This is a genomic window from Lactiplantibacillus modestisalitolerans, from assembly GCF_005405425.1.
In the GTDB taxonomy this organism is placed as follows: domain Bacteria; phylum Bacillota; class Bacilli; order Lactobacillales; family Lactobacillaceae; genus Lactiplantibacillus; species Lactiplantibacillus modestisalitolerans.
The window spans coordinates 125,396-138,228 of the sequence record NZ_BJEA01000001.1 but is presented as its reverse complement, the minus strand read 5'-3'; the positions used below and the strand labels follow the sequence as shown (position 1 = coordinate 138,228).

Below are 12,833 nucleotides of genomic sequence, written 5' to 3'. Positions count from 1 at the left end.
CGTGCGCCAAAAGTCAGCTAGCTCCGCTTAACCCCGTCAATCAAACAATCCAAGCCCAGGATTATTCGCCTGACGCCGTTAATGCTCACCAGCTCACCGACTTTTGGCACACTCTCACTGATTAATCTATTTTAATGGTCGCGGCCCAGTAAACTGCAAACGAGGTCGTGAAGGGCCCGTTGGGTGTCGCCCGCGGGCAGCTGGTCGATTAGCGCCAATGCTTGCTGGGTGTAATCATTGGCAAAGCGTTGAGCCTGATCGACGCCCCCGGCGGCCACGACCTGGTCGCGAATTTGCCGAAGTTGCGCCGTAGTGCTGGACTCACCCGGCATTGGCAGTTGCTCAGCTAACTGCGGTTGAGCGTGGAGCGCGTAAATGAGTGGTAAGGAGTAAACGCCGTCCTTTAAGTCCGCTAATACTGGTTTGTGGGTGCGGTGCTCGTTACCAGTAAAATCGAGGATGTCGTCAAGAACTTGATAGGCGACGCCGAGCCGCTCGCCAATTTGGCGTGCGAGCGCAATCACGGCGGTGGGGGCGTCCGCCAGGTTAGCGCCTTGCTCGCAGCTTAAACTGAATAACCGGGCCGTTTTTCCCTGAGCAACCCGGACGTAATCGGCAACGCTCGTTTCTGGGTGGAAGTTATGGGCCATCTGGTCAAGCTCACCTTGTAAGATCGTGCGCATCGCGGCGACGTTGACTTGGATGTCCGCCGGCGTTTTAGCCGCTAAGATCACCTGGTCAAAGTAACAGGTGAACAGGAGGTCGCCGGCGTAGATCGCGTTGCGTTGCCCGTAGTCCTGGTGAATCGTCGGGACGTGGCGACGTTCGGGGGCTTGATCAATGACGTCGTCGTGAATTAGGGTCGCGACGTGGAGCATTTCCATCGCCGCGGCGCCCGCGCGTAGTCGGGTGGCATCCTGATCACGGCCAAACTGACTGAACAGGTAGAAAAACCCGGGTCGCAAAAATTTGCCCCCGGCGGCGAGTAGCTCGTGGACGCGGGTGTTGATCGCGACGTTATCGATTTGAACGTGCTGCGCCAAGTAGGGCTTTAAGGCCGCTAACTGGGCCTGCACGGTTTGATTTGGTTGCCAAATGGATTGTATCATCACAAAACTTCCCCCGTAACTTTTAGCGCGGACCATGAAATGGGTGTCAACCCTTGCAGTTCGTAGCGCGCTAAAATACAATTTAATTTAAAATTACAAATAACTCAAAAGTTTGTCAAACAAAAGGAGGTTAACTTTCTTGAAAGCCAAAGTCTTTCTCGAATTTGTTGAAATTAAGTCGTTAATTGCTAGTGTTTTACCCTTCGTATTAGGGAGTTTGTACGCGGTTTATAATTACCACCAACTCCACCTCGGGTATCTGATCGGTTTCTTCATTGCGTCGTCACTGTTTCACATGGCGACCAACGCGAATGATAATTATCAGGACTACCTCCACGCGCCGCGCAACGCTGATAATCAGGAGTTTTTAGAGGTGACCAACGTGGTCGGCGTAAATCAAATTTCAATTCGCCAAGCGCGGGTGATTACCTTTGGTCTGGGTGGCCTATCATTGATCCTGGGACTGTGGCTCGTGAGCCGAACCGGCTGGCCACTGCTCTGGATGGGGCTCTATTCGTACGCGGTCGGCTACTTTTACGCTGGCGGTCCCAAGCCCATTTCAACCGGTCCCCTGGGTGAATTTTTCTCCGGCTTTACGATGGGCTTTATGATTTTTTGGATTGCCGTCTACATCAATACTTATGATCAAGTTGCGCTAACGTGGCGCGGTACGTTGAACGTCTTACTGGCGTCTGGAATTGCAATTTTTGCGATTGCTAACATTATGCTGGCGAATAATATTTGTGACCAGGAAGAAGACGTGGCCCTCGGGCGCCACACCATCGTGTCTTATTTTGGTAAGCCGACGATGTTGCGAGTATTTGCACTGAATTACGTGTTCGGCTACGTTTGCCTACTGCTAGCGGTTTGGCGGGGCGTTTTACCGTTGTTCAGTTTACTGACCCTAATCAGTATCATTCCGGTCTGGCACAATACCCGGCTATTTTTGGCAAAGCAGGTTAAACGGGAGACCTTTATTTTAGCGATTAAAAACGCAACGCTACTATGTCTGTCATTCGTGCTGTTCATGGGCCTTGGTCTGATTTGGCATTAATGCCTCAAGTTCAAACGCTGGCAGGGGCGCGGTTCAAGCTATTTTTCAAACGGGTAACGGTAGTCCCACTGTGTTCTGGCGGCGGTCATGATGGCCATCACCGCCGTTGTTTTAGCAAGACTCGTGTTGGGGAGTTGCCCCGCAACCATTTGTTGCATCGCTTTAATTTCATAGTTCATCGCGTTGTGCGCGTCGCCCGCGTGGATTAATTCGGTTTCACCCTGCGCATTCGTTAAAGTGGCGCTATCGGGACGGGTGTAGTCGTTAATCGTGAAATAGCCGTTTTCGAAGGCAACGATTCCCTGTTTCGGCATTTTGGCTCGGAAGGTCAGGGCGACGGTGGCGAGCTCGTCGTGCGCGGTCCGTAACGTTAGGGTGGACGATTCGTCAACGCCGGTCTTAAACCGGTGCATGGTCGTACCGGTCAGAAATGGTTCGGCGGTCAAGAACTCTTGCACGAAGGCGAGGGCGTAGACGCCGATGTCGAGGAGTGCGCCACCCGCAAGTTCTGGATTGAAGAAACGGTTCGTAGGGTCGGGGTCCTTAAAGCTACCAAAGCTGGCTTGGACCATTTTGAGCGGGCCCAGTTGGCGTTGTTCAGCCAGAGTATGCAGTTTGGCGTATAACGGCATGTGGTAGATGGTCATGGCTTCGGCCAGCACCAGTCCGTTAGCGGCGGCCAATTGTTTAGCCGTTTCGAGTTGAGCGCTATCCATCGTGATGGCCTTTTCACAGAAGACGTGTTTGCCCGCCCGTAACGCGGGTAAGATTGTGTCGATGTGGTAGTTATGCGGTGTGGCCACGTACACGATGTCGACTTCGGGATCAGCTAGCAAAGCGCTTAGTTGACCATAAGCCTTTGGAATGTGGTGCTCGGCAGCAAAGCGGTCGGCCTTCGCTTGCGAGCGGGAGCAAACGGCGTAAATCTCACCGTCCGGTTGGTTAAAGTATTTGACGAAGCTGTGGGCAATGTTACCCAGTCCCACAATCGCCCAGTGGAATGATTTGGTCATAAAAACATCAGGCCCCTTTCAGGTTTGCGCTTCCGCGCAGTTTAAGTCTATTATACCGAATTAATAGTTGAAGCCAATCATTTTGTAAGCGATTGATTACATTGGCCGGCTGATTGTTCAGTGAGCGGTGTAACGACGACTTTAGTAAAAAATTAATCAAATTGAGCGTGGGTTTCGTTTTAATTTACGGAATTAATCGGTAGAATAGGATTATTAATGGATGAAATGCGAGGGATAGCATGGCGGCTAAAAAGCGGCGGCGCCGGCGACAAACCGGCTTCTTAATTCGGCGGGGGCGCGTTCAGTGGCTAAATTTACTGATGCTTGTGGCGCTGATTGGTGGGCTGGGCTGGTTCGTGGCGCACGGTTGGAATGACCAGCCGCAAACGACCACCACGTCATCAAGTCACACGACCTTTATTAAAAAAATTGCGACGGAAGCGCAAAACCTGCAAGGCCAATACCACGTTTTGCCGAGCATTACGATCAGCCAGGCGATTTTAGAATCGGATTGGGGCCAGAGTACCAACGCGACCGAAAATAATAACTTATTCGGTGTAAAGGCGGCGGGCACTCAAGCGGGTCGACTGATGACCACCCAAGAATATTATGATGGCGATTACCATACGGTTAAACGACGTTTTCGCGTTTATGATAGTTGGGACGCTTCGCTACTCGAGCACGCCAAAACGTTGGCAAACGGAACGACTTGGAATCCGCAGCAGTACGCCGAAGTGACGCAAGCCAGTGACTACCAGACGGCGGCGCAGGCCCTGCAAAAGGCGGGCTACGCCACGGATCCCAGTTATGCACAAAAGTTAATTAATATCATTCAAAAATACGACTTACAACGGTATGATAGTAAGTATTAGGAATATTAGATTATTGGAGGCTACTATGCGCGAATTAGAAGAACGAATTTTAAAGGATGGCCGGGTTTTGCCCGGTGAGGTCTTAAAAGTGGACCGCTTTTTGAATCATCAGGTGGATCCAGACTTGATGTTTCAAATTGGGACGGCCTTTGCCCACAAGTTTCAGGATGCCGGCGTCACGAAGATTTTGACCGTTGAATCGTCTGGAATTGCTCCAGCAGTCATGGCGGGGTTGGCGATGCACGTGCCGGTGGTCTTTGCGCGTAAGCACAAGTCAGTTACGTTGATTGACGACCTCTATACCGCCGAAGTGTACTCTTACACGAAGAAAACGTCGAACCACATTTCCATTGCGAAAAAATTCTTAAGCGCAACCGACCACGTCTTACTGATCGATGACTTTTTAGCCAACGGTCAAGCGGTGCAGGGCTTATTTGAAATTTGTGACCAGGCGCAAGCAACGGTAGCCGGAGTCGGTATCGTGATTGAAAAAGTCTTTCAAACGGGCCATCAACTGGTTGAAGACCGCGGGGTGCGGTTGGAATCCTTAGCACAAATTACGTCGTTTGAAGGCGACCGGGTGCACTTTGCATCGGAAAAAACAACGGACTAGCGTCAATTAAGCGGGGGGAATAACCATGCAAATCGATGTCGGGATGTTAGGGCTCATCTTTGTAATCAACTTTGTCTACATTACGTTGAACACGTTACGGTTTCTACTCGTCATGCGCGGTTACCGGTACTTTGCCGCGATTGCGAGTGTCTTTGAAATTACGATCTACGTGTTAGGGTTATCGCTGGTATTAAATCGGCTGGATAACCCCATCAACCTGGTCTTTTACGCACTTGGCTACGGGGTTGGGGTGTACGTCGGGATGGTGATTGAAGATAAACTCGCGCTCGGCTACACGATGATTGCCGTTATTTTGCCGGACCCGAAGTCACCGATGCCGGGCATTCTGCGCGAAAACGGCTTTGGGGTGACCCAACACATTGCTTATGGTTTGGATGGGGAACGGCTACAACTCGATATTTTGGCTCCCCGGAAGAGTGAGCGGCGGTTATACACCCTCATTAAAGAAACGGCACCAAACGCGTTCGTGATTGCGTACGAGCCCCGCTACATTTCTGGTGGCTTCTGGTTAAAACGCGTCAAGCGGCGCAACGCCCTCCGAAAAAAGTCGTGATGGGCTTGCCAGCATAGCACGCAGCAAGTATGATAATTAACAGAACGCGGACTGAGACGGAGCATTGACGGGGGTTGCGGTTAAGCGCACTTTTAACCGCCAGGGCAATTGCGCTTCGTTTCAATTCAACACGGTCGTCGTACGCTGAACCGGTCGGGTAGCGACCCACCGGTAGTAATTGAAAAGTAACAGGAAAGTAGGGACTGAAGTGGACAACTCGATTTTAAACCCAGGAGATACACTTGGTATTATTGGGAGTAGTACCAATGGGGCTGGATTGGTGATTGCCGCGCGCAATGCCGGCATTAACGTCGGCGTTTACGGTGATAATGAAAATACCGAGACCATGGAATTAGCGGATTTTCGCGTTGTCGGCGCCCTGAATGACCAACACCGGCTACAAGGTTTTGCGGAACGGTGTGATATGGTCACTTACGAGTCGGAAACGGTCGACGCGACGGTGATCAACTTTTTAGCCGCCCATACCAAGGTACCTCAAGGCGCAGAAGCCTTAGAAATTACGCAGGACCGGTCATTAGAACGGGCGTTTTTTAGTCAGTTAAACTTGAACGTCGCGCCGTCCGCGACCATTGTCAGTTTGGACGACGTTTACCAAGCCATTGGTTCGATTGGTTATCCTAGCATTTTGAAGCCCATCCAAAAGGGCCTCGGCCAAAACCGGCAGCTGGAAATCAAGACCCAGTCGGATATCGTTAAGGCGGCTGATTTGCTCGATTGGGGAACTTACTTACTGGAATCGCTAATTCCATACGAAAAGGAACTGTCGGTTTTCGTAGCTAAGAGTGCCACCAGTACGGAATTCTTCCCCACCGTTGAAAACCGTTACCGCCAGCACCAGTTACTTGCATCAATCGTGCCCGCCCAGGTTGATCAAGCGGTTAACGATGAAATGAAGCGGATTACGAAACAGATTAGTGATAACTTATCGTATACGGGAATCTTGGAAGTCGCCTTCTTCCTTACGAAGAGCGGTAACCTCTACGTCAAGCGAATCGTGCCAACGATGCACGCGGCCGGTTACGTCTTTGAGCGGGCGACTAACATCAGTATGGCCGAGCAACACTTGCGGGCGATTGCGGGCCTGCCTTTGATGCCAGTTAAGCAATTAATGCCGGTTGTGGCGGTTTACTTTACGCCCGCTCAGGAAAGTGGTATCCGGACCCAGTGGCAAATTAAAACGAACTGGTTCTTTAACTTCTACCACCACACCCGCTTACAAGCGGACCACGTACCGGTTGCCGGTCACGTGTTAGTGGAGGCGGCGAGTGTGAAGGAAGCCTTAGACCAAATTGACGATACTAATATTTGGCATTTTAACGGTGCACCCGCGACCGATGAGTCAGCAGCGGATGACTAACTATCAAAATCCTGATTATCCCGATTGCGGGTAATCGGGATTTTAATGTTTCTGGGTAATTAAGGACACTGGACAATTGGTGCTGAGATTGCCGCCAGCAGCGGGTGTAACCGGTTGGCTGGAACACTGCGGGCATCGATTTGAGCTTACTCAGAAACCCACTGAGCAATCTCAAATACGAGCCTTATTCTAAGCCGGAAGCAACCCACTTCCGGCCAAGAATAATTTCGCAGTTGAGCCATGGTTACACCCACTACTGGCTAGATTGGTCTTAATATTAAGTTTTGTGGTCTGCTTTAGTAAGTCAAAGTGATTTTTCGGAACACTTGCTAAATGTAATTAAAATAAGTGCAACTTTGTCCGCTTATTTAAGTGGCCACCGTGAATTTGTTGAAAATTCAATTGGTGACCCTTTTAGTAGATTGACAGCATGGATCATCGCGCCCTTCGTATCGTTGGGAGAACAATCAGGTGATTGGGGCTGACCGACCAGGCTGAAATTAATGGTTGCGGTTGCAGTCGTTTCAACGGAATAATGGGGGCACGTTTGTTAAGATGTAAGTAGTGAAACGGGCGCCGAAGCGCGAACGTTAAGTTTTGGTAGCAATGCGAACGAATGTCCGTGAACACCAGCATTCACCGCTAAAATTTGCTATAATATTTGGTGACTGATTTTTAGAAAGGGTGGCGAACAGCGTGTCGCAAGCAAGCCTATTGGCAGGAATGAATGACAAGCAACAAGAAGCCGTTTTAGACACTGAAGGACCGCTACTAATTATGGCCGGTGCCGGCTCCGGGAAAACCCGGGTCTTAACGCACCGGGTAGCTTATTTAATTGAAGAAAAAGGGGTCAATCCCTGGAACGTTTTGGCAATTACCTTTACAAACAAGGCCGCCCGCGAAATGCGTGAACGGGTGGGGAAATTGCTCGGTGACTCGGCGCAGGACGTCTGGGTCTCCACGTTCCACGCGTTGTGCGTTCGGATTTTACGCCGGGATATCGAACAAATTGGGTATAGCCGGGCGTTTACGATTGCCGGAACGAGTGAACAACGGACGCTCGTTAAGCGAATTTTGACCGAACAAAATATTGATTCCAAGAAGTTTGATCCGCGGTCGATTTTATCCGCGATTTCGAACGCTAAAAACGATTTACAGACGCCAGAAATGTATAAGGAAAGCGCCGCTAGTCCGTTTGAAAGCGTCGTTGCAGACGTCTACGTTCAGTATCAACGCGAACTCGCAGCCGACCAAGCCGTTGACTTTGATGATTTGATCATGCTCACGATTCAGCTCTTCAAACAGCACTCGGAGACGTTGCAATGGTATCAAAATAAATTTCATTATATTCACGTTGACGAGTATCAAGATACGAACAACGCCCAGTATACGTTGGTTAACATGTTGGCTGACCAGTATAAGAATCTCTGCGTCGTGGGGGATGCTGATCAATCAATTTATGGTTGGCGGGGTGCCAACATGGAAAACATTCTCGATTTTGAAAAGGATTATCCGGACGCCGATACGGTTTTACTGGAACAAAATTACCGTTCGACCAAGAATATCTTGACGGCTGCGAACCAGGTGATCGCCAATAATACCACCCGGCGGCCGAAAAAGCTCTGGACTGAAAATGATACGGGTGAATTGATTTCTTATTATCGTGGTCAGAGTGAAAGCGATGAGACCCACTACGTTATCGCGCAAATTCAAGAAAACATGACGAAACAGCACTTTGATTACGGTGACTTTGCGATTTTATACCGGACGAACGCACAGTCGCGGGTCATGGAAGAGTCGCTGGTTAAGGCGAACATCCCGTATACGATGGTTGGGGGCAACAAGTTCTACGACCGCAAGGAAATTCGGGACGTGTTGGCCTATTTGACGCTGGTTGTGAACGATCAGGATTCGATGAATTTTGAACGCATCGTGAACGAGCCGAAGCGCGGTATTGGACAGACGACCGTTGAAAAGTTGCGGCTCTTTGCGGATGAAGCTGGCTTTTCAATGTTGGAAGCTGCTAGCAACGTGGATATGGCTAACGGAATCGCGACCCGCGCGAAGGGGGCGCTGGCCAAGTTTGCCGCGACGATCAACGAGCTGCGGGCAATGCGTGAGTACTTGTCGGTGACCGACCTGACGGAAGAAATTTTGAAGCGGACCGGCTACATGCAAGCCTTAAAGGACGCTAAAGCGTCCAAACCACTTGAAACGCAAACCCGGATTGAAAACATCGAAGAATTCTTATCAGTGACGAAACAATTTGATGATAGTTACCAACCCGAGGATGAGGAAAGCGATAAGTACGTCGACTTCTTGGCGGACTTAGCACTCGTTTCCGACGTGGATAATGTGGAAGAAGAACCGCAAGCCGTCACGTTAATGACTTTACACGCGGCTAAGGGGCTGGAATTCCCAGTGGTCTTCATGATTGGGATGGAAGACGGCATCTTCCCGTTGTCGCGTGCCATGATGGACGAGGACGAACTGGAAGAAGAACGCCGCTTAGCCTACGTGGGGATTACCCGGGCGGAAAAGAAGTTGTACTTAACCAACGCCTACTCACGGATGTTGTACGGTCGGCGGCAAAATAACGCCGAATCCCGCTTCGTGACGGAAATCGATGCCAGTTTGATTAAGAACGAAAACGCGTTGGACAGCCACAGTGCCGGGCCAGCCACGCCGTTCGACCGTGCCCGGGATCAACGGGCCTTTACGCCGTCGTTTAAGCGTAATCCGGTCGGCACGCGGCCAACCGTTAAGAAGGCGCGCGGAACCGGTGCGGATAAGAACGCCTGGACGATTGGTGATAAGGTCGAACACCGGAAGTGGGGGACTGGTACGGTGGTCAAGGTCACCGGTGCCGGTGAAGATGCGGAACTAGACATTGCCTTTAAATCTGAAGGCATTAAACGGTTATTGGCAGCCTTTGCCCCGATTAAAAAGGTTAAATCGTAACTGCGAGGAGGTTGAGCTTGATGGCAGAAAAACCAATCACGGAACTGGATGAAACGGCCGCTGCAGCCGAAGCGGCCGCGTTACGGCCGCAACTTAACCAGTGGCGGCAGGATTATTACGATAACGATGCGCCCAAGGTCGAAGACGACGTCTATGACCGCCAGTACGCCCGGTTAGTAGCGTTGGAACGGGCGTTTCCAGCGCTAATCACGCCGGATTCACCAACCCAACTCGTGGGGGGGGCGGTTAAAGCGGGTTTCACCAAGGTGCCGCACACGATTCCAATGCTTTCGCTGGGTGACGTTTTTTCGCAGGCCGAACTGCAAGAATTTGCCGACCGTTTGGAGCAAAACGTGGACCAGCACGTTGACTACAATTGTGAGTTGAAAATTGACGGACTGGCGCTTTCGTTGCGCTATGAACGGGGCGTACTCGTGCAAGGTTCGACGCGGGGCAACGGGAGTGTTGGTGAAGACATTACCGCCAACATCATGACCATTGATTCGATTCCGCACGAACTCACCCGGCCACTAACGATTGACGTACGCGGGGAGTGTTACATGCCGAAAGCCGCCTTTGCGGCCCTTAACGAACGGCAGGAAGCGGCTGGTAAGCCGATTTTCGCGAATCCGCGCAACGCTGCGGCGGGCTCGCTTCGGCAATTGGATTCACGGGTCACGGCGGAACGGCAACTCAGCACCTTCATGTATAACGTGGCGGATTACGAGCCGTTAACGGCCCGGACGCAAAGTGATCTGTTGACGGAATTTGATGAACTGGGCTTTACGATCAACCCGGACTTTCAGGTCGCCCACTCGATGGCGGACGTCTTTGCCTACGTTGACCATTATCAAAACGAGCGCCCCGACTTGGCGTATGGGATTGACGGAATCGTCATTAAGGCCAACCCGTTGCCCTTACAAAGACAATTGGGCGCGACGGTCAAGGTTCCGCGGTGGGCGATTGCCTTTAAGTTCCCGCCGGATGAGCAGCCAACGTTGCTCAAGGACGTGGAATGGACCGTGGGCCGCACCGGGGTCGTGACCCCGACCGCCGTAATGACGCCAGTTAAACTGGCGGGAACCACGGTTGCGCGGGCTTCGCTCCATAATCCGGATTACGTGGCCGCGAAGGACGTCCGAATTGGGGACACCGTCCTGTTACACAAGGCCGGCGACATCATTCCCGAAATTTCGGCGGTGGACTTGGATCGACGCCCGGCGGATGCCGAGCCGCTGCCAATTCCAACTAACTGTCCATCCTGCGGGGCACCGCTCGTCCACTTGGAAGATGAAGTGGCCCTGCGGTGCATTAACCCGAAGTGTCCAGCCCAGGTGCAGGAAGGGCTCGTTCACTTTGCCTCCCGTAATGCGATGAACATTGACGGCTTGGGACCACGGATCATTGCCCAGCTCTATCAAAATGAGCTGGTCGGTGACGTGGCCGACTTATACCGGTTAACGAAGGATCAGTTATTAACATTAGATAAAATAAAGGATAAATCTGCGACCAAGCTCTTGACAGCGATTGATGCTAGCCGTAATAATTCACTTGAACGGTTATTATTCGGCCTCGGGATTCGCCACGTGGGGGCCAAAGTCGCCCGCTTGATTGCCCAACACTTTGAGACCATCGAAGCTTTGATGGCGGCTGACCAAGCTGAAATTGCGGCCATTGATTCGATGGGTGACATTATTGCGAATGCGGTTGTGCAATATTTTGCAACGGATGGGGCCCACCAGTTGATTGCGGAATTACAAGCAGTTGACGTCAATACCAGTTATACCGGCCCGAAAGCGGCCAGTGCGGCAGCTAGTGAGAGTTGGTTTGCTGGCAAGCGGGTCGTGCTAACGGGGAAACTTGCAAGTTTTACCCGGGCGGATGCGACCAAGTGGTTGGAAGACCATGGTGCGAAGGTAACCGGCAGTGTTTCGAAAAAGACGGACCTACTCGTTGCCGGCAAGGATGCCGGCAGTAAGTTGGCCAAAGCGCAACAGTTGGACGTGCCGGTGTGGGATGAAGCCCGGTTCGATGCAACAATGAGGGAGGATCAACAAGCGTGAAGATTAAACGCATCCGGACGATTGGTCTAGTGGCAATGGCTGCCCTAGTGCTAGCCGCCTGCGGAAATTTAAAAAATTCGTCGTTTGGTTCAAATGATTCAAGTAACACGGCTACCAGCACTAAAACGACCACAACGACCGGGTCAACCGGTAGTGAGTTTTATCAAGGGGTTATCAAAAACGGGACTTACCGAACAAGTAAGTCGCGTGGCGTAAACGTTTCGCAAAATGATAACGTCATGAACTTGAAGAGTTTTGAAACGGGGTTGCTGGACGTTTCGAAAAAGGTCTTTTCAACTGAAAAGTACGTTTTCCAAGAGGGCCAGTACGTTGATTCGTCGACCGTTGAAAATTGGTTAGGGCGGGTTTCTAAGAGTAATCCGACCGGGTTAAACCCTAAGAACAACGGTAAAAAGGGCGCAACAACGCGGAATCCAATTTATTTACAGCAGCTAGAAGAACAGGATTACATGATCCAAAATGGCAGTAAGATGTCGTTAGGTGGCGTGACGGTCGGGCTCGGGATGAACTCGGTCGATTACTACCAGAAGGTGCAGTATGGTGCGACTTACGAGACGAACATCTCGACTACGGAATTAACGGCGCAGGGGAAGAAGATGGCGAACACCGTCTTACAACGTTTGCGGCAAAAGTCCGCTTTGAAGAGTGTGCCGATTGTTTTAGCACTTTACAAGCAGTCCTCGAATGATAGTCTAGTAGGTGGTAACATGATTGCCTACGCGGTTTCTAAGAACGGCTCGACCTCGGTTTCGGACTGGAAGTCCTTGGACTGGAATAATTACGTTTTCCCGGCCACTTCTGAATCAAAGAATAGCGGGGCTAACAATAATGATGAGTCCGACTTTAGTTCGTTTAAGTCGCACGTTGAAAACTTCTTCCCGAACTTGTCCGGTGTGACGGCTAACGCCCACTACAAGGACAAGGCGTTAAGCAAGTTAAGTGTCAACATTACGACTAAGTTTTATAGTGAAACTGAAATCATTAGCTTTACCCAGTACCTCGCAACGGCTGCTAAACGGTACCTCCCATCCGGAGTGCCGGTTGAAATTACAGTTAAGAGCGCAAACGGGGATATTCAAAGTTTCTTAGCCCGGACGGCCAAGGGGAGTTCTTATTACACCCATATCTTTAGTGACCAGGGCAATAATTAACGAGTAACATTTGAGAAAGAAGGA

10 protein-coding genes are annotated in these 12,833 nt (G+C 51.0%); 8 read left to right on the top strand and 2 right to left on the bottom strand.

Annotated features, from left to right (window positions below; translation table 11 throughout):
- Positions 1 to 131: 131 nt before the first annotated feature.
- Complete coding sequence (locus FFM79_RS00600; RefSeq protein ID WP_137641541.1) at positions 132 to 1,109, bottom strand: polyprenyl synthetase family protein; 978 nt, start codon at positions 1,107 to 1,109, stop codon at positions 132 to 134.
- A 139-nt stretch (positions 1,110 to 1,248) separates the two neighbouring features.
- On the opposite strand from FFM79_RS00600, the gene FFM79_RS00595 reads away from it, so the two are divergent.
- A complete protein-coding gene (locus tag FFM79_RS00595; protein ID WP_137641540.1) occupies positions 1,249 to 2,163 on the top strand; it encodes a prenyltransferase in 915 nt (304 codons plus the stop codon).
- A 38-nt stretch (positions 2,164 to 2,201) separates the two neighbouring features.
- Here the strand turns inward: FFM79_RS00595 and FFM79_RS00590 are convergent, their stop codons facing one another.
- Complete coding sequence (locus FFM79_RS00590; protein WP_137641539.1) at positions 2,202 to 3,176, bottom strand: Gfo/Idh/MocA family protein; 975 nt, start codon at positions 3,174 to 3,176, stop codon at positions 2,202 to 2,204.
- Between the two features lie 239 nt (positions 3,177 to 3,415).
- On the opposite strand from FFM79_RS00590, the gene FFM79_RS00585 reads away from it, so the two are divergent.
- From FFM79_RS00585 to FFM79_RS00555, 7 genes are all read left to right on the top strand, one after another.
- A complete protein-coding gene (locus FFM79_RS00585) occupies positions 3,416 to 4,048 on the top strand; it encodes a glycoside hydrolase family 73 protein (protein WP_137641538.1) in 633 nt (210 codons plus the stop codon).
- 25 nt (positions 4,049 to 4,073) lie between these two features.
- Positions 4,074 to 4,661 carry a xanthine phosphoribosyltransferase gene (locus tag FFM79_RS00580; protein ID WP_137641537.1) on the top strand — a complete coding sequence of 196 codons (588 nt, stop codon included), beginning with the start codon at positions 4,074 to 4,076 and terminating at the stop codon, positions 4,659 to 4,661.
- 25 nt (positions 4,662 to 4,686) lie between these two features.
- The gene (locus FFM79_RS00575; RefSeq protein WP_137641536.1) at positions 4,687 to 5,235 is read left to right on the top strand and encodes a DUF2179 domain-containing protein; all 549 of its coding nucleotides are present in this window, start codon (positions 4,687 to 4,689) and stop codon (positions 5,233 to 5,235) included.
- A gap of 208 nt (positions 5,236 to 5,443) precedes the next feature.
- Entirely contained in the window at positions 5,444 to 6,613 is a 1,170-nt protein-coding gene (locus tag FFM79_RS00570; RefSeq protein WP_137641535.1) for a 5-(carboxyamino)imidazole ribonucleotide synthase, read from the top strand.
- A 696-nt stretch (positions 6,614 to 7,309) separates the two neighbouring features.
- On the top strand, positions 7,310 to 9,574 hold the full coding sequence (pcrA, locus tag FFM79_RS00565; RefSeq protein ID WP_137641534.1) for a DNA helicase PcrA: 2,265 nt from the start codon (positions 7,310 to 7,312) through the stop codon (positions 9,572 to 9,574).
- Positions 9,575 to 9,594: 20 nt separating this feature from the next.
- Positions 9,595 to 11,637: an NAD-dependent DNA ligase LigA gene (gene ligA, locus FFM79_RS00560; protein ID WP_137641533.1), complete on the top strand. Its 2,043-nt coding sequence runs from the start codon at positions 9,595 to 9,597 to the stop codon at positions 11,635 to 11,637.
- Entirely contained in the window at positions 11,634 to 12,809 is a 1,176-nt protein-coding gene (locus FFM79_RS00555; protein ID WP_137641532.1) for a CamS family sex pheromone protein, read from the top strand. The genes ligA and FFM79_RS00555 overlap by 4 nt, the downstream gene beginning before the upstream one ends.
- The last annotated feature ends 24 nt before the right edge of the window (positions 12,810 to 12,833 follow it).